The 23,089-nt window shown below is 73.8% G+C and carries 13 protein-coding genes; 11 read left to right on the forward strand and 2 right to left on the reverse strand.

The annotated features are described in order from the left end of the window. Positions 1–267: 267 nt before the first annotated feature. Genes ACESM1_RS25445 through ACESM1_RS25460 form a run of 4 tightly spaced genes read left to right on the forward strand, consistent with a single transcriptional unit; the run spans position 268 to position 13,274 of the window. Positions 268–2,001 carry an ATP-binding cassette domain-containing protein gene (locus ACESM1_RS25445; RefSeq protein ID WP_372624035.1) on the forward strand — a complete coding sequence of 578 codons (1,734 nt, stop codon included), beginning with the start codon at positions 268–270 and terminating at the stop codon, positions 1,999–2,001. Then, positions 1,998–4,184 (forward strand): peptidase domain-containing ABC transporter, encoded by a 2,187-nt coding sequence (locus tag ACESM1_RS25450; protein WP_372624036.1) that lies wholly within the window; start codon positions 1,998–2,000, stop codon positions 4,182–4,184. The genes ACESM1_RS25445 and ACESM1_RS25450 overlap by 4 nt, the downstream gene beginning before the upstream one ends. Further along, positions 4,181–5,512 carry an HlyD family type I secretion periplasmic adaptor subunit gene (locus ACESM1_RS25455; RefSeq protein WP_372624037.1) on the forward strand — a complete coding sequence of 444 codons (1,332 nt, stop codon included), beginning with the start codon at positions 4,181–4,183 and terminating at the stop codon, positions 5,510–5,512. Before ACESM1_RS25450 ends, ACESM1_RS25455 begins: the two co-directional genes overlap by 4 nt. A 10-nt stretch (positions 5,513–5,522) precedes the next feature. After that, positions 5,523–13,274, forward strand: coding sequence for a hypothetical protein (locus tag ACESM1_RS25460; RefSeq protein ID WP_372624038.1), 7,752 nt, complete (start codon positions 5,523–5,525; stop codon positions 13,272–13,274). 10 nt (positions 13,275–13,284) lie between these two features. Here the strand turns inward: ACESM1_RS25460 and ACESM1_RS25465 are convergent, their stop codons facing one another. Together ACESM1_RS25465 and ACESM1_RS25470 are read right to left on the reverse strand one after the other, a co-directional pair. Next, positions 13,285–14,154, reverse strand: coding sequence for a DMT family transporter (locus ACESM1_RS25465; protein WP_372624039.1), 870 nt, complete (start codon positions 14,152–14,154; stop codon positions 13,285–13,287). Between the two features lie 97 nt (positions 14,155–14,251). Beyond that, on the reverse strand, positions 14,252–15,232 hold the full coding sequence (locus tag ACESM1_RS25470) for a Bug family tripartite tricarboxylate transporter substrate binding protein (protein ID WP_372624040.1): 981 nt from the start codon (positions 15,230–15,232) through the stop codon (positions 14,252–14,254). Between the two features lie 84 nt (positions 15,233–15,316). On the opposite strand from ACESM1_RS25470, the gene ACESM1_RS25475 reads away from it, so the two are divergent. The 7 genes from ACESM1_RS25475 to ACESM1_RS25505 form a co-directional block, all read left to right on the forward strand. Next, positions 15,317–16,654 (forward strand): replication-associated recombination protein A, encoded by a 1,338-nt coding sequence (locus ACESM1_RS25475; RefSeq protein WP_372624041.1) that lies wholly within the window; start codon positions 15,317–15,319, stop codon positions 16,652–16,654. A 152-nt stretch (positions 16,655–16,806) separates the two neighbouring features. Beyond that, the gene (locus ACESM1_RS25480; protein ID WP_372624042.1) at positions 16,807–17,520 is read left to right on the forward strand and encodes a hypothetical protein; all 714 of its coding nucleotides are present in this window, start codon (positions 16,807–16,809) and stop codon (positions 17,518–17,520) included. Between the two features lie 137 nt (positions 17,521–17,657). Then, positions 17,658–18,029 carry a fluoride efflux transporter FluC gene (locus ACESM1_RS25485; protein ID WP_372624043.1) on the forward strand — a complete coding sequence of 124 codons (372 nt, stop codon included), beginning with the start codon at positions 17,658–17,660 and terminating at the stop codon, positions 18,027–18,029. Between the two features lie 148 nt (positions 18,030–18,177). Then, positions 18,178–19,050, forward strand: a complete 873-nt coding sequence (locus ACESM1_RS25490) for a glycoside hydrolase family 16 protein (protein WP_372624044.1) — start codon at positions 18,178–18,180, stop codon at positions 19,048–19,050. Positions 19,051–19,108: 58 nt separating this feature from the next. After that, positions 19,109–19,573, forward strand: a complete 465-nt coding sequence (locus ACESM1_RS25495; RefSeq protein ID WP_372624045.1) for a helix-turn-helix domain-containing protein — start codon at positions 19,109–19,111, stop codon at positions 19,571–19,573. Between the two features lie 73 nt (positions 19,574–19,646). Next, complete coding sequence (locus ACESM1_RS25500) at positions 19,647–20,630, forward strand: RluA family pseudouridine synthase (protein WP_372624046.1); 984 nt, start codon at positions 19,647–19,649, stop codon at positions 20,628–20,630. Between the two features lie 37 nt (positions 20,631–20,667). Beyond that, the coding region (locus tag ACESM1_RS25505; RefSeq protein WP_372624047.1) for an AsmA family protein at positions 20,668–23,089 on the forward strand (2,422 nt) is incomplete at its 3' end.

Here is a 23,089-nt window from a genome sequence, read left to right on the forward strand (position 1 = left end):
AAACGCTGTCCATACAGCCATCTCCAAGCATCACGCCTGGAGCTCACCCAGCACATTCATGCCATCACGCGAAAGAAGGGTGCCGAGGCTTCGCTTACCCTTCGGGCGCCCTTTTTCGTGTCCGGTATCGTGGTCCTTCGCAGCCGTGTTGCCCCTGGGCGAAGTCCGACCCTGTATGCAAGGCCGCCATTCACGGTTTGTCAGCCAGCTTTCGGTGACTTTGCGGGTGAGCCCTGCCGCTGCCGGGTCCTTCGCCAAGGTGCAAGCTTGTCTGCCTTCCGTTCCGTATCCCCAACATCGGCTGGCGCGGCCCGCTGTCTCACGCGGGTCGTTGATGCCGGCGGCACCTCGGGCTGGCTGAACGCGCCGCTGCGCGAGGGGCTGCGCCGGCATGGCGGCCGGACGCTGCCAAGCCTGCTGCTGGCCAGCCTGCTGCTCTCGCTGCTGGCGCTCGCCCTGCCGGTCGCCCTGCTGCAGGTCTATGATCGCATCCTGCCGCAGGCGGCCACCGGCACGCTCGCGGTGCTCGCTCTGGCGGTCGCCGCGGCCGTCGTGCTGGACTGCGCGCTCCGGATGGTCCGGGGCGAGGTGCTCGGCCGGCTGGCCGCCGCCGCCGAGGCCGAGGCGCACGCCGCCGCCATGGCGCGCATCGCCGGCACCGACGCACCGAGCTTCGAGGCGCATGGCAATGGCTGGTATTCGGAGCGGCTGGCCGCCATCGGCACGCTGCGCGAAGCCTGGTCGGGTCCGGCGCTCCAGGCGATCCTCGACCTGCCGTTTGCCGGCCTCTACCTGGTCGCGGTCTGGCTCGTCGCCGGCCCGCTCGTACTGGTGCCGGCGGGCCTGCTTCTCGGCGTTCTGGCGCTCGGCTGGGTGGCCGGGCGACGCGTGCGTTCACGCGCCGAACGGCTCGCGGCCGCCGAGGAGCGGCGCTTCAACTTCCTCTTCGACGTGCTGGCCGGGTTGAACTCGCTGAAGCTGCTCGGCGCGGAGCGCCTGCTGGAACGCCGCTACGACCGCCTCCAGGGCACCAGTGCGCGGCTGCGCCGCGACCTCACCGGCGCGACGGCCGCAGCGCAGGAAGGCGGGCTGATGTTTGCCCATCTCGCCACAATCGGCACCGCCGCCTTCGGCTGCCTGATGGTGCTCGACGGCAAGCTCACCGTCGGTGGGCTCAGCGCCTGCGTCATGCTGGCGGGGCGCTCGATGCAGCCGCTGCTGGGCGGCATCGCGCTCTGGGTCCGCTGGCAGACGCTCGGCGATGCCAAGCGCCGCCTGGCCGAGCTGGACCACCTGCCGGCCGAGGCGCGGCCCGCCCTGCCGCCGCTCCGGGTCCGGGCCGGCGAGGTCAGCCTGCGTCACGTGCGCTTCGGCCCGCTGCTCAGCGGCGGTCACCTGTTCGAGGATCTCAGCCTGGATCTCCGGTCCGGCGAGTTCGTCGGCGTCACCGGCGCGAATGGCAGCGGGCGGTCGTCGCTGCTGCGGCTCATCGCGGGCGAGGTGCGGCCGCTGGCCGGCTCGGTGCGGATAGACGGCCAGGACCTCGCGGTCCACGACCACACCCCGGCGCGGCGGCTGCTCGCGCTGGTGCCGCCCGACCCCGGGCTGGTCGCCGGCACGCTGCTGGAGAACCTCACCCTCGGCCAGCCTGACCTGGAGGCGGAGGCGATCGAGCTCGGCGCGCAGCTCGGGCTGGAGGCGGTGGCGGCGACGCTGCCGGGCGGCTGGCACACCCCGGTCGGCACCGCCGGCATGCCGCTTGCGCGCGGCGTGCAGCAGCGCATCGGCCTGGTCCGTGCGCTGGTGCAGCGGCCGCGCATCCTTCTGCTGGATGACGTCACCGCGCAGCTGGATGCCGATGGCGACGCGCGGCTCGGCCGCGTCCTTGGCACGCTGCGCGGCCGCATGACGATCCTGCTCGCCAGCCATCGCCCCTCCGTCCTGTCGCGGGCGGACCGGGTGCTCCGGATCGCCGGCGGCGGTCTGCGGGCGGTGCCATGAACGCCTTCGTTGCCTCCCAGCCCGGCGTCGCGGCGCCCGGCAGCACGGCGACCCCCGTGCCGCGGCGGCTGCGCGTGCCGCATCCGCCGGGGCTGGAGGAGACCGACCTTACCCGCTGCTTTGCCGCGCTCCTCGGCGTGCTGCACTGGCAGGGCGCGCCCGACGACATGCTTGCGGTGCTGCCGCATGCCGAGCCGCGACCTGATCTCGCGGATATCCGCAATGCCCTGGCCCGGCTCGGCCACCCCACGCGGCCGCAACGCCTGCGGCGCGGCCGGCTCGATCCGCGCTGCCTGCCGGCGCTGCTGATCCGTCGGGGCAAGCCGGCCGGGGTGCTCTACCTGAACAGCCAGGGCCTGGTCGTGCTGTTCGACGGGGCGCTCGGCGAGGCGCGGGTCTGCGCGCACTGGAACCTCGCGGGCACGCTCTACCTGCTGGCGCCGGAGCCGCCGCCGCCGCGCCGCGGCGAGAGCTGGATCGGCACCGTCATGCGGCGCTTCGCACCGGAGGCGCCGCTGCTGCTGGCGCTGTCGGCGATGGTCGCGATCCTGGGACTGGGCGTCCCGGTCTTCACCATGATGGTGTTCGACCTGGTGGTCACCGGGCGGCAGCCCGCCGTGCTCGGCATGCTGGCGGTGGGCGCGCTGGCGGCGGTGGCCGGCGAGATCGCGTGCCGTGCGCTGCGCCAGCGCGTGCTGGCGCGGATCGGCGAGCGGCTGGACCGGCTCGTGCAGGCCGGCGTCTTCGGTCAGCTCATGGCACTGCCGGCCGCGCTGGTGGAGCGGGCGGGAACCGCGGCGCAGGTCTCCCGCCTGCGCGACTTCGCCACCATCCGCGAGGTGCTCACCGGCGCCTTCGCGCTGGCGATCCTCGACCTGCCCTTCGGCCTGCTGGTCATCGCGTTGCTGGTCGCGCTCGGCGGCTGGGTCGCGGTGGTGCCGGTGCTCGCCGCGCTGGCCTTCGCGACGCTGTTCCTCGCCATGCGCGGCGCGGTGCGGCGTGCCGTGGTCGAGGCCTCGCAGGCCGGGCAGGCGCGGGACGTGCTCGCGATCGAGCTGCTGGCGGCGCACCGCACCCTCAAGCTCGCCGGCGCGGCGGATCGCTGGACGGAGGCCTATGCCGCCGCCGCCGCCGCCGCCGCGCTCGCCTCGGCCCGTGCCGGTGCGCTCAGCGGGCGGATGACGGCGATGGCAGGCGCGATCGTCACCCTCTCGGGACTGGCAGCGATGACCATCGGCGTCGGCGCGGTGCTCGGTGGCGCGATGTCCGCCGGCGCGCTGATCGCCGGGATGATGCTGATCTGGCGCGTGCTCTCGCCGATGCAGGGCGCCTTCCTGATGCTCTCCCGCTGGGAGCAGACGCAGGCCTCGATCCGCCAGGTGGACGGGCTGATGACGCTGGAGACCGAGCGGCCCGCCGCCGCGCGCGCCCGGATGGCCGCCCCGGAGCGTGGCGACATCGTCTTCCACCGCGTGTCCCTGCGCTATCTGGCGCAGGCCGAGCCGGTGCTGGCCGGTGTCACCTTCGCCGTCCGCCACGGGGAGGTCATCGCCGTCACCGGTGGCGACGGGGCGGGCAAGTCCTCGCTGCTGAAGCTGGTGGCCGGGCTCTACCGGCCGCAAGGCGGTGTGGTGCGCGTCGGCGGGCACGATGTCCGCGCCTTCGACCCCGCCGTGCTGCGCCGCGCCGTGGCGCATGTGCCGCAGGTGCCGGACCTGCTGTACGGCACCATCGCGCAGAACCTCCGCCTCGCCCTGCCCAGCGCCACCGAGGAGGAGCTGCGCCGCGCCTGCGAAGAGGCCGGCGTGCTGGCCGCCATCGAGGCGCTGCCCGAGGGCTTCGCCACCCGTGTCGGCGACAATGCCACCGCGCGGCTGCCCCGCAGCCTGCTGGTGCGGGTCTGCCTGGCGCGCGCGCTGTTGCGTGACGCTCCGGTGCTGCTGCTGGACGAGCCGGTGGCCGGGCTCGACGAGGCCTGCGCCGACATCTTCGCCGCCGTCGTCGCGCAGCGGCGCGGCCGCGCCACGATCTTCCTCGCCACCCACCGGCCGAGCCACATGCGGCTGGCGGACCGGGTGCTGCGCATCACCGACGGCATGGTGGAGGAGGTGCCGGTGCCCGGAGCGGGCCCTGCCGCGCCGCTCCGCCTGCCGGTCTTCAAGCCGTCCGGACGACCGACATGAACCGCATCCTCGTCCTGCCCGAAGCCAGCCGCCGGCCTGGCCCGGACCGACACGTCCTGGCGCTGGAGGAGGTGCGTCCGAAGGGCGCCGAGCGCGCGACCATCCTGGCCGCCGCGGCGCTGCTGTTCGGCTTCCTCGGCTGGGCGCAGGTGACCCGGCTGCCCGAGATCGCCGTCGCGCCGGGCGAGGTCGCCACCTCGCTCGCCGCCGCGCCGGTGCAGCACCTGGAAGGCGGTATCGTCGAGGCAGTCCTGGTGCGGGAGGGCGAGCTGGTGGCGGAAGGGCAGGCGCTGCTGCACCTCCGCGATGTCGCCGCCCAGGCCGATCTGGGCCAGATGCGGGTACGCCAAGCGGCGCTGCGCCTCCAGGCCGCGCGGCTGGAGGCGCTGATCGCCGGCGGCGTGCTGCCGGAGCAGCCGGATCCCGCCGTCGCGGAACTGCTCGGCCCGCAGCGCGCGGCGCTGGAAGCGCGACTGGCGGCGCAGGCGGCCCGTCGCGCCACGCTCGCCGAGCAGGTCGCGCAGCGCCGCGCCGAGATCGCGACGCTGCTCGCCCAGGCCAGCTCGACGGAGCGCCAGGTCGCCCTGTTCCGCGACGAGCTCGCCACGCGCCAGGCGCTTGCCCGCGATGGCCTGACCACGCGGATTGCCGTGCTGGAAGCCAGCCGCATGCTGCTCGGCGCGGAAGCCGAGCATGAGCGCCTCAGCGGCCAGGCGGTCACCGCCGCCGCTGCCCTGGCCGAGGCGGAGGCGCGACTGGCGGAGCTGCGCTCCACCGCCGTGGACGAGGCGCGGCAGGAGGCCGGGCGCATCGCCCAGGAAATCGCGGAGACCGAGGAAGCCCTGCAGCGCCTCGCCGATCGTGCCGGCCGCACGCTGCTGCGCGCGCCGAGCGCGGGCCTGGTGCGCGGCCTCGCCGTCACGCGCCCTGGTGCGGTGCTCCAGCCCGGCGCGCTGGTCGCCGAGATCCTGCCCGCCGATGCGGCGCTGACGGTCGAGGCGCGCATCAGCCCGCGCGACATCGGCTTCATCGAGCCCGGACAGCCGGTGACGGTGAAGGTTCACGCCTTCGATTTCTCTCGCTTCGGCACGGTCGAGGGCCGCCTCGAGCGGATCTCCGCCGGTTCCTTCCTCGACGAGCAGCACCAGCCCTATTGGCGCGCACGGGTGCTGCTGAGCCAGGAGCATGTGGGCCGCGATCCGGACCTCGCGCGTCTGGCGCCGGGGATGACGGTCTCGGCCGAGATCACCACCGGGCAGAAGACCGTGATGCAGTACCTGCTGAAGCCGCTGCACGCCGCCGCGGCGACAGCCTTCCGCGAGCGTTGAGGTCCAGGCCGTGAGCGAGAAGGCCCCCGACGCCGGAGGCGTCACCAATGCCCCCCACGCCGGAGGCGTCACCGACGTTCCGGATTCCGAGGGCGTCATCTCGGCCGCGGCGCTGCGCCAGCTGCGTGCGACCGTGCGTGACGTGGCGCCCGCCGCGCCGGCCAGCGCGCCGGTGCTCGTCGGCGCCAGCACCCAGGCCGCCGCAGCCGGCCTTGCGCCTGGACGTGCTGCGCCGGGGCCTGGCCTGCCAATCTCGTCCGACGCCCTGCCCGGTGCTGCGGAAGCGGGGCGCGATGCGTCGGCGCCGCTGCAGGCCGCTCTCCCGCCACTTCCAGCCGCCGCGGTCGGGACGGCATTCGAAGCGGGCACCGCACCGCGCCCGCCGATGGCCGCGGTGCCGCCCTCGCCCGCCAGCCTGTCGAGCCCGGCGGCCGAGCGGCCGCAAAGCTGGCGACCACCCAGCGCTCCCGCCGACGCGGTCGTTGGTGAGGCGAGCACGACCGCCAGCGCGCTCCCTGCCTTCGCCGGGACCACGCCGGACCCCGACGCCCCGCAGCCCAGGGACGAGGATCCGGCCGCGCCCTCGGCCCAGGCGCCGATGGTGCAGGCGCGCAACGTGGTTGGCGCCGAGGACAGCGCGATCGCGCTCGATCTCGCCGCGGCGTTGAGGGACACCGATGGTTCCGAGGCGCTGGCGCTCAGCCTGCTCGGCGTGCCGGAGGGCGCGGTGCTGTCGGCCGGCGTGCGGCAGGAGGATGGCAGCTGGTCGTTGTTGCCGGGCGAGCTTGCCGGGCTGACGCTGACGCCGCCGCGCGACTTCGCCGGCGCAATCGCGCTGACGCTGCGCGCCACCAGCACCGAGGCGAGCGGCGGCGACAGCGCCCTGGTCGAGCGCGCCTTCACCGTGCAGGTGGCGGCGGTGGTGGATGGCGCGTCGCTGTCGGGGACCGCATCGGGTGCGGAGGACCACGCGATCCCGATCCTCGCGAGCTTCGGCGTCCCATCCGATGCCTCCGAGGGGTGGGAGCCGGCTGCGATCGTCCGCGGCGTCCCGTCGGGCGCCGTGCTGAGCCAGGGCACGGCGCTGGGTGGCGGCGTGTGGCAGGTGGACCAGGCGGAGCTTGCGGCGGGCCGCGTGGCGATCACGCCGCCGACGGACTTTGCCGGCGCCATCGCGCTCACGATCGAAGCACGGCTGACCGACACGGAAGGCGCCGGCACGACGCAACTGGTCACGGCGGCGGTGACGGTGCAGGTGGCGGCGGTGGCCGATGCGCCGGTGACCAGCGCAAACGATGTCGCCGGCGAGGAGGACAATGCGGTCGCGCTCGATCTCGCCGCGGCGCTGACCGACGCCGATGGGTCCGAGGCGCTGGCGCTCAGCCTGCTCGGCGTGCCGGACGGTGCGGTGCTGTCGGCAGGCTCGCGGCAGGAGGATGGCACCTGGTCGCTGCTGCCGGACGAGCTTGCCGGGCTGACGCTGACGCCGCCCCGTGACTTCGCCGGCGCGATCGCGCTGACGCTGCGCGCCACCAGCACCGAACCGGATAGCGGCGACACAGCTGTCGGCACCACCATCTTCACCGTGCAGGTGGCGGCGGTGGCCGACGCCCCCGAGGCGAGCGCAGACGCTGCCAGCGGCACGGAAGACAGCGCCATCGCGCTCGATCTCGCCGCGGCGCTGACCGACACCGATGGCTCCGAGGCGCTCGCCCTCAGCCTGCTCGGCGTGCCGGATGGCGCAGTGCTGTCGGCGGGCGTGCGGCAGGATGACGGCAGCTGGTCGCTGCTGCCGGGCGAGCTTGCCGGGCTGACGCTGGCGCCGCCGCGCGACTTCGCCGGCGCGATCGCGCTGACGCTGCGCGCCACCAGCACCGAGGCGCTCGGTGGCGATGCCGCGGTCACCACGGCCGACTTCATCGTGCAGGTGGCGGCGGTGGCCGATGCCGCGAGCATCGTTGCCCGCGGCAACGGCGTGGAGGACAGCTGGATTCCGATCCATGGGTCGCTGGCGACCACCGACCTGGACGGCTCCGAAAGTCTCGGGGTGACGCTGACGGTCACCGGCGTGCCGACCGGCGCGTTGCTCAGCCACGGCACGGAGATCGCGCCAGGCACATGGAGCATCGGGCGCGACGTGTTCGAGGCCGGCCTGCTGGCGATCCGCCCACCGGTGCACTCGGACCTGGACTTCAACCTGCAGATCGCGCTGCAGACCCGGGATGGCGAGGATACCACCGTCACCCAGGCAACCGCGCGGATCGCAGTCCGCGCCGCCGCCGATGCGCCGCGGGTGCAGGTGGCCGACGCGCATGGCAGCGAGGACACGCCGATCCGCCTGGCCGGCCTCGGCGGTGCACTGACCGACACCGACGGGTCGGAGCGCCTCAGCTTCAGGCTCATGGGCGTGCCGTCCACTGCCACGCTCTCGGCCGGCACGCGGAACGGCGATGGCAGCTGGACACTCACCCCGGCGCAACTCGCCAGTGTCTCCCTCACCCCGCCGCCGCAGTTCTCCGGCACGATGTCGCTGACCCTCGCGGCGATCTCGACCGAATCGCGCGACGGCAGGCCGCAGGCGAGCACAGCGGCGTCCTTCACCGTCGCCGTGGACCCGGTGGCCGATGCGGGGTCCATCGCTGCCACCGCGTCCGGCGACGAGGATGGCTGGATCGGGATCCGCCCGACCTTCGCGACCCCTGACACCGACGGTTCGGAACGTTGGTCCGCCACCACCCTCATCGCCGGCGTGCCGACCGGCGCGACCTTAAATGCCGGCACCGAGATCGCGCCCGGCGAATGGGAGGTCCCGACCGCCGATCTGCGCGACGGCCTGGTTTCCATCCGCCCGCCCGAGCACAGTGACGATGACTTCACGCTGACCCTGCGCGCGACACTTCAGGACACGGGCAACGGCAGGGCATCCGAGCGCGAGGTCACCGGCTCCCACACCGTCTCGGTCACCGCAGTGGCCGATGCGCCCGACATCTCCGCGGGCGATGTCGTCGGCAACGAGGACACGGCCATCGCGCTGAACCTTGCCGCCGCACTGGTGGATGGAGATGGATCGGAGCAGCTCACCCTTGCGTTGCTCGGCGTGCCAGCCGGTGCGCTGCTGTCGGCGGGCACGCGGCAGGAGGATGGCAGCTGGAGCGTGACGGCGGATCAGCTCGACGGGCTCACCATCACGCCGCCGCGCGACTTCTCCGGCACGATCGACCTGACGCTGCATGCGACCGCCAGCGACCATGACCGCAGCACGGCCATCGGCACGGCCGCCTTCTCGGTGCAGGTGGACGCGGTGGCCGATGCCCCCACGCTTCGCGTCGGCGCGACGATCGGCGCGGAGGACGCCGCCATCGGGCTGCGCATCTCCGGCGCCACGACCGATATCGACGGGTCGGAGGTCCTGGTCGGCTTCCGCATCCACGACCTGCCCGATGGCGCCGTGCTTCGCGCTGGCGGCGCCGTGCTGGCGCGGGAGTCCGATGGCAGCGTGCTGGTGCATGCGGCCGATGCGCCGACGCTCAGCGTCACGCCGCCGCCGGACGGCGATGCCGATTTCACCCTGCGCGTCGCGTGCATCGCCGAGGAGCCGAACGGCAGCCGCGCCGAAGGCACGCCGCGCGACCTGCCGGTGCATGTCACCGCGGTGGCCGATGCGCCGGTGTGGCTCCGCCTCGGCACCGCCGGCGCCGAGGATGCGCCGATCCCGCTCGATATCGGCGCGCGGCTGGCGGATACCGACGGATCGGAGGCGCTGAGCTTCGTCGTCTCCGGCCTGCCTGCCGGAGCGGTGCTCAGCGCCGGCACCTATCGCGGGCCGGGCAGCTGGTCGCTGACGGCGGCGGAGGCCGAGACGGCGACGCTGATGCCGCCGACCGACTTCGCCGGCACCATCACGCTCACCGTCACCGCCGTCGCGCAGGAGGGCGATGGCGGCCACCAGGCAGTCTCCACGGTGAGTTTCCCGGTGCATGTCGCCGCGACCATCGACAGCGGCAACTGGTCGGCCGGTGCATCGGGTCATGAGGACCAGCCGATCGCGCTCTCCCTCGCCCCGCAGCTGCGCGATGGTGACGGGTCGGAGCGCCTGGTCGGCGATGCGCTGGTGGAAGGCGTGCCGGCCGGTGCCGTGCTGCGGCTGGCGACCGGCGCCGAGGTGGTCGCGTCGGAAGGCGTCCACCGCATCCCGGTCGATCAGCTGGCTGGCGTCACCATCACCATGCCGGCCGACAGCGATGTCGTGGCCCAGCTCCAGCTCCGCGTTACGGTCGAGGATACCGGCGGCGTGCAGGCTCAGCTGCGTGGCACGATCACCGTCGATCCGCGCGGCGTCGCTGATATGCCTGGCCTTGAGGTTTCCGGCGTGACGCTGGCCGGCCATGGCAGCGATGACGCCGCCGAGGGCTGGGCGCGCCTGCCGGTCTCGGCGGCGCTGGCCGACACCGACGGGTCGGAGACGCTGCATGTCTGGATCCGCGATGTGCCGTCCGGCTTTGCGCTGTCAGCCGGCACGCCGGGGAGCGGCGGCGCCTGGTTGCTGCGCGCCGCGGACCTCACGGATCTCGAGATCCGCCCGCCGGCCGGATTTGCCGGCAGCCTTGTGCTGCGCGTCCAGGCGGTGGCCACCGAGCGGGAAGGCGACAGCGGGGTGGCGCCAGCCACGCTCTCCATCGAGGTAACTCCGCCTTCCGGCCGCGCAGAGGACGAGCGAGCGGAGGACGACGGCCGGCACGAAGACGATAACCGCCATGACAACCGGGACAATGATCACCGGCACGACAACCGGGACGATGATCGCCGGCGAGACAACCGGGACGACGATCACCGTCGAGACAACCGGGACAACGAACACCGTCGAGACAACCGCGACGACGACGACCGGGACGATGATTGTGGCCGCGAGGACAACGACTCGGATAATGACGGCCCGGACGACCACACGCAGCTGCCGCCGACGCTCACGCTCGTTGCCGGCAGCAGCACCGAGGATCGGTCGGCACCGCTGGCCATCCGGGTTGTGGCCGCCAGCCGCGACGATCGCGATACGCCCCCCGCCCTTGGCGTCCAGATCTCGGGCGTGCCGGCCGGTGCACGCCTCTCCGCCGGCACGCATGACAGCGAGAACGACGTCTGGGTGCTGCGGCCCGAGGAACTGGACGGGCTGCAGCTGATCCCGCCGCGCGACTTCGCCGGCGATATCGCGCTCCGCGTGACCGCGCTGGCGGTCGGCCCGACTGGCGTGCGCACGACCACGCAGGACGAGGTCGTGCTGGGCTTCGAGGCGGTCGCGGACAGCCCCTCCACCTCGGCCAGCCCACCCGCCGGGGTGGAGGACCGGGCGGTGCCGCTCAACCTCGGCGTCGCGGCGCGTGACGCCGATGGCAGCGAGAGCGTGGTGGCGATCACCCTCTCCGGCCTCGCGCCGGGCGCCGCGATCGCCGCCGGGCCCGGCATCGGCGACAATGGCGACGGCACCTGGACGGTCGAGCCCTGGGCGGCCGGCACGGTGCGACTCATCCCGCCGCCGGACGCGCACGGCACCTTCTCCGTCACGGTCACCGCGACGATACGCGAGGCGTCGAACGGCGCCACCTCCACCAACTCGCGCAGCGTGGGTGTCACCGTGGCGCCGGTTGCCGATGCGCCGGTGGTGACCGTGGCGGACGCGACGGGTCACGAGGATCAGGCGATCCCGCTCGTCCTTGACGCCGTGCTGGCGGACAGGGACGGGTCGGAGGCGCTCTCCGTCGTCATCTCCGGCCTGCCGGATGGCGCGCGGCTCTCCGCCGGGATCAACAACGGCGATGGCAGCTGGACCCTGACGCGAGCGCAGCTGTCGGGGCTGACGGTGACGTCGCCCGCCAACTGGTCCGGCGAGATGGCGCTGGCCCTGACCGCCCATGCCCTGGAGCGGTCCACCGGTGCGGTCACGACCACGGAGGTGCCGTTCAGCGTCTCGGTCGCTGGCGTCGCGGACACGCCATTGGTGGATGCGGAAACCACCGCCTCCGCCGCAGAGGACCAGCCGGTCGCGCTCGACATCGTCGCGCGGCTGGCCGACCCGGACGCCTCCGAGACGCTGGCGGTGGTGGTCAGCGGCGTGCCGGCCGGCGCCATCTTCTCCGCCGGCAGCATGAATCCCGATGGCAGCTGGATCATTCCCGGCACAGCGCTGCCGGGCCTTACCTTCACGCCGCCCTCGCAGTTCTCCGGCACGCTGCAACGCGATGTTGCGGTCACCGGAACCGAGCGGGATGGCGATATGGCGGCGGCATCCTTCCAGCTTGCGGTCACCGTGGATCCGGTCGCCGATGCCCCGGTGATCTCGCTGGCGGGCATCGCCGGAGACGAGGACACGCCGATCCGCCTGCCACTGGCGGCGACGCTGGTGGATGCCGACGGCTCCGAGAGCATCGTGCGTTTCGTCGTCACCGGGCTGCCGCAAGGCGCCGCGCTCTCCGCCGGCACGGCGGAGGCGGATGGCAGCTGGACGCTCACCGCGGCGGAGGCGCCGGATGTCAGCCTGCTGCCGGCGCCGAACTGGTCCGGTGCCGCGGAGCTGACGGTCACCGCGATCTTGCGGGAAGCGGCCGATGGCTCCGAGGCGGACAGCGGCACGACCCTCTCCGTCACGATCAACCCGGTCACCGATGCCGCCGCGCTGACGGCGAAGGACGTGACGGGCGCCGAGGACACGGCGATCGCGCTCAACCTCGGCGCGGCGCTGGCCGATACCGATGGCTCCGAGACATTGTCGGTGAGCCTGCTCGGCGTGCCTGCGGGCTTCGCGCTCTCGGCCGGCACGCGGCAGGGCGACGGCACATGGTCGCTGGCGCCGGGCGGGCTCGCCGGACTGACGCTGACGGCGCCGGCCGATTGGAACGGCACGCTCAACCTCGCGCTGCGCGCCACCTCGCAGGATGGCACGACGACCGCCACCACCACGCGCAGCTTCGCGGTGACGGTCACGCCGGTGAACGACGCGCCGCTTCTCGCGCTCGGCGCGGCGCCGCAGGTGGCGGCCGGCGTCGAGCGCGCCGCCGCGACCGGCGACGCGTCACTGTCGGATGAGCACGGCACGCGGATGGGCGGCGCGACCATCACCCTCTCGGGCGGCGAGGCGGGCGAGCGGCTGGTCTTCGACGGCTTGGAGATCCGCGCGGTCGGCGGGCGCCTGCTGATCGGCGATACCGGCATCGAGATGGACAGCGCTCCCGATGGCACCGTCACGCTGAGCGGCGCGGCGCCGATGACGACCTATGAAGGCGTGCTGGAGGCGCTCGCCATCGAGAATGCGGGCGGGCTCGCCGCCGGCACGCGCAGCATCGGCGTGACGCTGCGCGACGAGGAAGGGGCGGCCGCCGCGACGCAGCTCGTCGCGCTGCGGGTGGAGCCGAGCCTGGTCGCGGGCGGGCCCGCCGACGCGCTGCTGGCCGGCATCGCCGGCCACGACACCTTCGCCGGCGGCACCGGCAACGAGACGATGCAGGGCGGGGCGGGTGCCGACCTGTTCGTCATCGGCATGGATGGCAGCCGGGACCGCGCGGAGGGCGGAACTGGCAGCTGGATCGACACCGTGCATGTCGAGGGCACCGGCACGCCGGATGCCGGCAGCTGGACGCTCGTGCTCGACGGCGACCCGCAGGCCGTCCACGGCGAGCGCAGCTTCGACTTCGCCGAGCCGGTCTCCGGCCACATCCACTTCGCCGATGGCACGCAGGTGGAGCTGGCGCAGATCGAGCGGATCACCTGGTGAGGGCCGGCGGTCACCGCCGTGCCGCGCGCAGCTCCAGCCGGGTCAGCCACAGCCCGGCGCCGATGATCACCGCCACGCCCACCAGCATCACCGGCTCCGGCACGTCGCCGAAGAACATCCAGCCGAACAGGATGCCCCACAGGATCATCGCGTATTGCCAGGGCACCACCACCGGTGCGGGCGCCAGCGCGAGCGATTTCGTCACCGCCAGGTGCGCCGCGACGCCGACCACGCCGAGCAGCATCAGCAGCCCGATATCGGGCAGCGTCGGCGGCACCCAGGCGAAGGGTGCCATCACCAGGCCGAACAGCAGCGCGCCCGTCATCTGGTAGGTCGCCAGCACCGTGGCCGAGGTGCCGCGCAGCGCCCGGGTGGAGAGCAGGTAGGCGCTGTAGACGCAGACCCCGCCGATCGCCACCAGCGTCGGCAGCCAGCCGGTGTCGAGGTTGGCGCCCAGCGCCAGCAGCACGCCGATGAAGCCGACCACCACGGCGGCGAAGCGCCCGCGGTCCAGCCTCTCCTTCAGCAGCACGGCGGAGGCGAGGGCGACGAAGATCGGCGTGGCCATCCAGAAGGCCATGGTGTCCGCCAGCGGCATCATGCCCACCGCCCAGTAGAAGCAGGCGACCTCGATGGTGCCGGCGGCGACGCGCCCGGCCTGCAGCGCCGGGCGCTTCGGCCGCAGCAGATGCGCCGCACCCTCGCGCCAGATCAGCGGTGCCAGGATCAGCAGCGCCGCGATGCTGCGCAGAACCAGCACCTGCGCGACCGAATAGGTCGCGACCAGCCACTTCCCCAGCACGTCATTGAGCGAGAAGGCCAGCACCGCCGCCGACATCAGGGCGATGCCGGCAAGGTTCTGGTTGGCGTCGCTGCGCATCCTGTCCGGCTCTCCGCGCTTCGCCGCCCTTATGCCCCGGCGGTGCCGGATTCGGGATGCGCGTGTTTGTCGAGGCGGCTATTCGGCGCCGCGCTCGTCACCCAGCTTCGATCCGCGCCTCGCGCACCAGCCGCGCCATCGTCTCGCGCTGCTCGGCAACGAAGCGCGCGAACTCCGCCGGCGGCGTGCCGACCGGCAGCGCGCCGAGCGCGCCGAGCCGCTGCTGCACCGTCGCATCGGCCAGCGCGTGCTTCGCCGCCTCGTACAGACGTTGGGTCGCCGCCGCCGGCAGCCCGGCCGGGCCGTAGAGCCCGTTCCACTCGTTCAGCTCGAAGCCGGGGAAGCCCTGCTCCGCGATGGTCGGCACATCGGGCAGCGAGGAGACGCGGCTGGCGGTGGAGACGCCGAGGGCGCGCACCCGCCCCTCGCGCGCCAGCTGTAGCGAGCTCGACACGGTGCCGAAGACGAAGGCGATGTCGCCGCCCATCAGGCCCTGCAGCGCCGGCGTGCCGCCGCGATAGGGCACGTGCTGGATGTCGAGGCCCGCACGGTTGACGAACAGCGCGGCCGCCAGGTGCGCCGCCGTCGCATTGCCCGAGGAGCCGTAGGAAAGCTGCCCCGGCCGTGCCTTCACCCAGGCCACCAGCTCCGCCAGCGTCCGTGCCGGGATCTGCGGGTTCACGATCAGGATCTGCGGCAGCACCACCACCTGGCTGATCGGCGTGAAGGCGGTGGCGTAGTCGAAGGGCAGGTTGCGCAGCAGCACCGGGTTCACCGTATGCGCCATCGCGTCGATCATGATGGTGTGGCCATCCGGCGCCGACCGCGCCAGCTCCGCCGCGGCAATCGAGCCGCCGGCACCGGCGCGGTTCTCCACCACGATGTTCTGGCCGAGGAAGGCGCTCATCGGCACGGCCAGCAGGCGGGAGGTGGTGTCCACCCCGCCGCCCGGCGGATAGGGCGCGATCAGGCGGATCGAGCGCGTCGGCGCCCAGGCCGCCTGCGCGGCGGCGGCGCGCCCCAGGAAGGGCGTGGCGAGCAGGCCGGCGGCGAAGGCGCGGCGGGTCGGGCGGGTCATGGCGTGGTCCTCCGGAATGGTTGCGCGCACCATGGCCCCGCAGCCCGGTTCCCGCCAACCCGCCGCGGGTCCACATTGCCGCCCATGGCCCGTGCCCCAGACCTGTTCGGCGAGTCCGAGCCCGTCGCCGCAGCCCCCACCGGTCCGCGCCCGCTGGCCGACCGGCTGCGGCCGCGCGTCTTGGCGGAGGTGATCGGCCAGGACCATCTGCTCGGCCCGGCCGGCACGCTGACCGGCATGCTGGATCGCGGCACGCTCTCCTCCTTGATCCTCTGGGGCCCGCCGGGGGTGGGCAAGACCACGATCGCGCGGCTGCTGGCGGAGGCGGCGGGGCTTTCCTTCCATGCGCTCTCGGCGGTGTTCTCCGGCGTCGCCGACCTCAAGCGCGCCTTCGACGACGCGCGCGACCGGCGTCGGAAGGGCCGCGGAACGCTGCTCTTCGTGGACGAGATCCACCGCTTCAATCGCGCCCAGCAGGACGGCTTCCTGCCGGTGGTGGAGGACGGCACCGTCACCCTGGTCGGCGCGACCACGGAGAATCCCTCCTTCGCGCTCAACGGCGCGCTGCTCTCCCGCTGCCAGGTGCTGGTGCTGCGGCGGCTCGACGACGAAGCGCTGGAGAAGCTGCTCGCCCGCGCCGAGGCAGCCGAGGAGCGCGCCTTGCCGCTGACGCCGGAAGCGCGTGCCAGCCTGCGCGCCATGGCCGATGGCGATGGCCGCTACCTGCTCAACATGGCGGAGCAGCTGCTCGCCATCCCGCCGGGCGGCGAGGCGCTGGATCCCGCTTCACTCGCCGCGCTGCTGGCCAGGCGCGCCGCGCTCTACGACAAGGACCGCGAGGAGCATTTCAACCTCATCTCGGCGCTGCACAAATCCATGCGCGGCAGCGACCCGGATGCGGCGCTCTACTGGTTCGCGCGCATGCTGACCGGCGGCGAGGACCCGCGCTACATCGCCCGTCGCCTGACGCGCTTCGCCGCCGAGGATGTCGGCATGGCCGATCCCCGCGCGCTGCCGCTCGCCATCGCCGCGTGGGAGACCTACGAACGGCTCGGCTCGCCGGAGGGCGAACTCGCGCTGGCGCAGCTCGTCGTCCATCTCGCCACCGCGCCGAAGTCGAACGCGATCTACGCCGCCCTCGGCGCCGCGATGCGCGCGGCGAAGGAGACCGGCAGCCTGATGCCGCCGGCGCATATCCTCAACGCGCCGACCAGGCTGATGCAGGAACTCGGCTACGGCGCCGGCTATGCCTATGACCACGACGAGGCCGAGGGCTTCTCCGGCGCCGACTACTGGCCGGAAGGCATGGGGCGCCGCCGCTTCTACACCCCCACCGATCGCGGCGCGGAACGTGCGGTGGCCGAGCGCATGGCCGAATGGGATCGGTTGCGCCAGGCGCGCCGGCGCCCGCGCGGCGGCTGAGCGGGCCGCTACCCTCGGGCTCGTACGGAGGCCGTCGCCGGCATCCCTTCCGGCGCCGCCGCGTTCCGCTCCAGGGATGCGTCGAGCAGCGCCTTCGGCGAACTGCGACGGCGTGGCCGCATGGCCTTCAATAGCAGGAAGGAACAGCCACGATGCAGAAGACGAAGACATTCATGACGGCGGCGCTTGCCGCGGCGCTGATCGGTGCAGGCGCGATGCCCGCGGCATCGCAGATGCGCGGCGGCCCGCTTGCAGGCCCGGATCCGTTCGAGCAGGAGACGGTGGCCGGCGACGATTGGTGGCAGGGGCGGCAGGATCTCTGGCGCCGCGGTGTCGGCGGCCAGGCGACCGAGCTCGAATCCTTCGATCGCGGCGAATACGACCGCGGCCGCCGCATGGGCCGCGAGGACGAGCGGATGGGGCGTGAACGCGCCGCCGGCGGCCAGTTTGATCGCGATCGCTACATGCGCGACCAGATGATGCGCGACCGCATGGAGAGCCGCGCGACCTACGGCGCGGCGCGCGATTACCTCGACGAGGCGCGCCGCCAGATGGACCGTGGCGACCTGCGCGCGGCCTGGGTTGCGCTCGGCCGCGCCGAGACCCGCCTTATCACGCGTGCGGGCCGCGGGTTCGGCGACGAGCAGGCAGCGGCCGGCGGCGCCGTGGGCGCCATTCGCGCCGCGCGCGACGCGCTGCAGAACCGCAACACCGATCGCGCCATGAACCTGGCCGATCGCGCCGAGGCGCTCGTCCAGCGCGGCTACATCATCGGGGAGACGGTGAGCGGCCGCAGGCTGTCCGGCGCCGGCTATCCGGGCGAGCGCCAGCCCTTCATGGGCGGCAACGGCAGCGGCAGCGACTGAACCAGCTCGGCCGGCGCCCGTCTCCGGGCGCCGGCTTCCCCCGGGCGGTGCTCTCGCCCGGTGCCGGACCTGCCGCTACCATCGGCGCGTGATCCCGTTCGCGCTCTGGTGGAGGTTGCGATGGCGACGATGCCGAGGTGAGCGCCGGGCTTTCACCCACCGCCCTCCTGCTGGTGGGGCTGGGCGGTGCGCTGGGCTCGATGGCCCGCCATGCCGTCTCGGTGGCGACGCTCTCCCTGCTGGGTGCCGGCTTTCCGTGGGGAACGCTGGCGGTGAACATCCTCGGCAGCGCGGCGATCGGCGTCGCGGCCGGGGCAGGCCTGCAGGGGGACGCGCGTCTGCTGCTGGTCACCGGCTTCCTCGGCGGCTTCACCACCTTCTCCGCCTTCAGCCTCGAGGCCGGCGCCCTCGCCGCGCGGGCGCCGGCGCTCGCCATGCTCTACGTGGCGGCTTCGGTCGGCTTCGGGCTCGCTGCCTTCGCCCTGGCCTGGTGGCTGGCGCAGCGGTAGGCGCTGCCTCTCTCAACCGCAGGAAGAAGATCCGCGCCCGTCTCTTTGAACCCGGGTCGGTGTCGGGTGCGTATGGACGTCCGAGCCTCACGAGAAGTAGAACACGCCCACCTCCGGAGGTCCCTCCCACCAGTCAGGGACCATTTTCATGTCTGATTTCACTCAAGTCTTCCGTGACGATTTCGAGGGTTCCTCGCTGGATCGCGGCACCTGGAAAGCGCTCTATTCAGGCCAATACGGCAACGGCATGTTCCGCTGGGATCCCGGGCAGGTGGAGGTCGGCGACGGCAAGCTGACCATCGCCACGGAGCGGGATGGCGGCAGCTGGGTCAGCGGCGGCCTCTCCACCATCCCCGACGGGCAGACCTATGGCAGCTACGAGTTCAGCGCCCGCATCGATCCCGGCCAGGGCACCGCGGCCGCGATCCTGCTTTGGCCGAGCGACGGCCAGTGGACCGACGAGGTGGACATCGTCGAGACCCACGACCCGCAGCGCAATTCCTTCGCCTTCAGCAAGCATGGCGACCCCAACGTCACCGAGTATATCGACGTGAACGTGGCGGACTGGCACACCTACCGCCTCGACTGGACGCCGAACGAGCTCAAGCTCTACGTGGACGGTCAGGAGAAGGCGACGATGACCGGCGACATCCCCGCCCAGCCGATGTCCTTCTCCATGCAGGGCCAGGTGATGGCGCCGCACGAGACCTGGTTCGGCGGCGGCCCCGACGGCTCCACCCCCGGCCGCGTCGAGGTCGAGGTGGATTGGGTCAAGGTTTCCGCCTGGACGCCCGGCGCGGGCACCGAGCCGGCAGCCGCGGCCGAGCCCGCATTCGAGCCCGCCTCCGCGGGTGCGGCGGCGCCGGACGACTTCTGGCTCGCGGCGGCGGCGCGCTATGTCGAGAACGATGGCGAGTGGGAAGGCTCCTGGCGCAACCAGGTCGCCGACGGCCAGATCTCGCTCGAGGATGTCGCCGGCTGGCTGCAGGCCGGCCTTGGCCAGACGGAGTTGTGGCAGTGACCCAGCAGCCCAGCCTGCGCCTCCATCCTCGCGCCCCGATGCGCCGGACTCCGCCGCCGTGAGGGATATCGAGCTCACGCTCGCAATGGCGGCCGACAGGCATGTCGGCCGCCGCCTGCGGGAGCGCCGCGTGCAGCGCGGCCTCTCGCTTGCCGAGTTAGCCGCTTCGCTCGGCATCTCCATCCAGCAGGCGCGCAAATACGAGGCCGGGGTGAACGGCATCCCGGCCGCGCGGCTGCCGCAACTCGCCGCCATCCTCGGCGTGACGCCCGCCTGGTTCTTCGAGGAGCTGGCTCAGGCCGCCGGACCCTACCGCCCGGTGCTGCCGACCCGGCCACGCATGCTGCTCGACCTGGTGCGCGCCACCGACGAACTGCCGGAGAGCCGCCTGCTGGCGCTCTGCGAGGCCGCCCGCGCCCTGGCGACGGTGCGCCAGGCGGTCGATCCCACGGGCGGAGTGCCCGCTGCGGCGTTCATCGCCGTGCGCCCGGCGGAGACGGGCGAGGGCCCGCCCACCGCCTGATCGCAGCCGGCTGCCCATGGCAAGGGTTGCCGCAGGCGACCGTTGCCATGGGTGTGCTACCCTGCCCGCCACCATGACCGTCCATACCCGCAGGGTCGCCGCCGATGAGGGCGAGACCCGCCTCGACCGGTGGTTCCGCCGCCACTATCCCGCCCTGACCCAGGGTGCGCTGCAGAAGATGCTGCGCACCGGCCAGGTACGGGTGGATGGCCGCCGGGCCGAGGCCAATACGCGCCTCGCCCCCGGCCAGGAAATCCGCATCCCGCCGCTGCCCGACGCCCCGCCGCCGGACCGCCCGCGCGCCGCCAGGGCGCTCGACCCGCGGGACGCGAAGGCGCTGGAGGCGATGGTGATCCATCGCGACCCGCAATTGCTGGTGCTCGACAAGCCGCATGGCCTGCCGGTGCAGGGCGGCCCGGGCATCGCGAAGCACCTCGACGGCATGCTCGATGCGCTGCGCTTCGACGCGGAGGAGCGCCCGCGGCTGGTGCACCGCCTCGACAAGGACACATCGGGCGTCCTGGTGCTGGCCCGCACCGTCGCCGCCGCCGCACAGCTCGCGAGCGCCTTCCGCGGCCGCGACGTCGAGAAGACCTACTGGGCCGTGACCGTGGGCGAGCCGACGCCGCCGGCCGGCCGGATCGACCTGCCGCTGGTCAAGCAGGGTGGCCCGCGCGGCGAGCGCACCACCGGTGCCGAGCCGGGCGACCGGTCCGCCGCGCGCGCCGTCACCGAGTTCCGCACGCTCGACGCCGCACGGCGCCGCGCCGCTTGGCTGGAGCTGAAGCCGATCACCGGCCGCACCCATCAGCTGCGCGTGCATTGCGCCGAGGCGCTGGGCTGCCCGATCCTCGGCGACGGCAAATACGGCGGCGCGGCCGCGCACATGGATGGCCTGCCGGGGCAGCTTCACCTGCATGCCCGCGCGCTGCGCCTGCCGCATCCCGGTGGCGGCGTGCTGGAGGTGGCCGCCCCGCTGCCCGCGCACATGAAGGAAACCTTCGCCTTTTTCGGTTTCGAGGCACCCCGCACGCCGAAGCCCCGCCGCACCGCATGACCTTCGGGCGCGTTGCATCGCCAGGGAGGAACGAGAGATGAGCGAAGCGACCCGCCGGCGCCGCTGGCCCTGGATCCTGCTGGTGGTGGTGGTCGCCCTGCCGCTGGTGGGTTTCCTCGCGCTGCGCGCCTTCGTGGATGCCGACACGCTGCGCCCGCGGCTGGTCGCCGCAGTGCAGGACGCCACCGGCCGCGACTTCCGGGTGGGCGACATCGGCCTTGCCCTCTCGCTGCAGCCGACCCTGGTGCTGGAGGATGTCGCGCTGGCCAATGCGCCCGGCGGCAGCCGGCCGGAGATGCTGACCGCCCGCCGCGTCGAGGTGCAGGTCGCGCTCCTCCCGCTGCTCTCCCGCCGCGTCGAGGTCTCGCGCGTCGAGCTGGAACAGCCCGACCTGCTGCTGGAGACCGACGCCCAGGGCCGCGGCAACTGGCAGTTCGCCCCCGAAGCGCCCGCCACTCCCGCCACGCCCGCCGACCCCGCCGCGCCCTCGGCGCCCGGCCGCGCCTTCGCCCTCGACCTCGGCGCGCTGGAAGTCGAGCAGGCCCGCATCGCCTGGCGCGACGCCCGCAGCGGCACCGCCGAGGTGGTCGAGATTCCCCGCCTCACCGCCCGCGCCCCGCTCGCCGGCCCCACCACCGCCAGCGGGACGGTGCGGCTGCGCGGGCAGGAGGTGGCGCTGGAGGCCACCACCGGCGCCCTTGCCGCGCTCGGCGGTGCCGAGCCCTGGCCCTACGACCTGCGGCTCGCCGTCGCCGGCGCCGAGGCGCGCGCCCGCGGCACGCTGGCCGATGGCGGCGCCTGGACCGCCGAGGCGGAGGCGCGCGCGCCCGATCTCGCGCGCCTCGCGCCGCTGCTGCCCGATGCGCCGCTGCCGCCGCTGCGCGAGGTGGCGCTGACCGCGCGACTCGCAGGCACCGGCGGCGAGCTCGCCACCGCCGAGAACCTGGCCCTGCGCGTCGGCCGCAGCGACCTCTCGGTGCTGCGCCCCGGCCTTGTCGTGAACCGGCTGGAGCTGACGGCGCCGCGGCTCGACGCGCCGCTGACGCTCGCTGCCGAGGCGGCGATCGGCGCCACGCCGCTGCGCGCCGCCGGCCGGCTCGGCACGCCCGCCTTGCTGCTCGGCCGCGCCGAGGGCGCGGTGCCGGTGGCGCTCGGCATCGAGGCCGCCGGCGCGGCCGCGCAGGTGCAGGGCCAGATCCGCGACCCCGCCGCCGTGGCCGGCGTGGACCTGAAACTGGCCGCGCAGGTGCCGGACCTCGCCGCGCTGTCGCCGCTGGCCGGTGCGCCGCTGCCCGCCATCCGCGACATCCGCGCCGAGGCGCGGCTCACCGAGCGCACGCCGGGCTTCCGCGGCGGGGCGCATCTGCGCGACATCATCCTGGCCTCCCCGCCGGCGCAGGCGGAGGGCGAGCTGACGCTGATCGTCGGCGAGCGGCCGGGCATCAACGGCCGGCTCGATGTCGCGCGCCTCGACATCGATGCGATCCGTGCCGCGATGCCCGCGCCGGCGCCCGGCCAGCCGGCCCAGCCGTCGCCCGCACCCGCGCCGGCCGCCGCCGATGGCCGGGTGATCCCGGACCTGCCGCTGCCGGTCGGCCTGTTGCGCACGCTGGACGCCGATCTGCGTCTCGCGGTGGAGCAGATCACCGCCGGCGGCGCCCCCTGGCGCGACCTGCGGGCGCATATCCGCCTGGCCGCGGGGAAGGGCACCATCGAGCCCTTCTCCGTGATCACGCCGGGCGGCCCCGTCACCGCGCAGCTCGCCGCCGACGCGACCGGCGCCGCGCCGAACCTGCGCCTGGTGACGCGCGCGCCGGAGCTCGACCTCGCGGCGCTGCAGCGCGCGCTGGGCGCACCGGTGCGCATCACCGGCACCGGCGAGCTGGAGGCGCAGCTCGCCGGCGCCGGCGCCAGCCTGCGCGCCGTCGCCGCCACGCTGGACGGTCATCTCGGCCTGGCCGTGCTGGACTCCACCCTGGAGCCGGCGCTGACCGCCCCGGTGCTTGCCGCCCTCCGCGCCCGCGTCCCGGTGCTGCCGCCCCTGCCGGAACGCCTGCCCGTCGAGTGCATCGCATTGCGCGCCGAGGCCGAGGACGGAGTGGTCCGCATCACCACCCTGCTCGTCGATGCGCCCGCCGCCAAGGTTGCCGGCACCGGCACGATCCGCCTCGCCGACGAGACCCTGGCGCTGCGCCTGCTGCACGATCTCCGCACCGCCGCCGGCGGCGTGCGGGTGGCGGCGGATGTCGGCGGCACGCTGGCAAATCCGGCCTATGGCGGGGTGAACATGGCCGATGCCGTGGGCGCCGCGGCCGGCGCGCTGGGCGGCGTGCTCGGCGGCACCGCCGGCCAGGTGCTCGGCGCCATCGCCAATCGTCCCGGCGCGGAGCCGGCGCCGCTGCCCGAGTGCGGCCCGGCGTTGACCGCTGCGCGCGGTGGGCGCGCGGGACGGGTGCCGG

Source organism: Falsiroseomonas sp. (assembly GCF_041690465.1).
Taxonomy (GTDB): Bacteria; Pseudomonadota; Alphaproteobacteria; order Acetobacterales; family Acetobacteraceae; genus Falsiroseomonas.

Coding starts and splice junctions, on each gene's coding strand:
- ACESM1_RS25450 (WP_372624036.1), top strand. CDS start 1,998: ATGAACGCCTTCGTTGCCTCCCAGCCCGGCGTCGCGGCGCCCGGCAGC.
- ACESM1_RS25455 (WP_372624037.1), top strand. CDS start 4,181: ATGAACCGCATCCTCGTCCTGCCCGAAGCCAGCCGCCGGCCTGGCCCG.
- ACESM1_RS25465 (WP_372624039.1), bottom strand. CDS start 14,154: ATGCGCAGCGACGCCAACCAGAACCTTGCCGGCATCGCCCTGATGTCG.
- ACESM1_RS25470 (WP_372624040.1), bottom strand. CDS start 15,232: ATGACCCGCCCGACCCGCCGCGCCTTCGCCGCCGGCCTGCTCGCCACG.
- ACESM1_RS25475 (WP_372624041.1), top strand. CDS start 15,317: ATGGCCCGTGCCCCAGACCTGTTCGGCGAGTCCGAGCCCGTCGCCGCA.
- ACESM1_RS25480 (WP_372624042.1), top strand. CDS start 16,807: ATGCAGAAGACGAAGACATTCATGACGGCGGCGCTTGCCGCGGCGCTG.
- ACESM1_RS25490 (WP_372624044.1), top strand. CDS start 18,178: ATGTCTGATTTCACTCAAGTCTTCCGTGACGATTTCGAGGGTTCCTCG.
- ACESM1_RS25500 (WP_372624046.1), top strand. CDS start 19,647: ATGACCGTCCATACCCGCAGGGTCGCCGCCGATGAGGGCGAGACCCGC.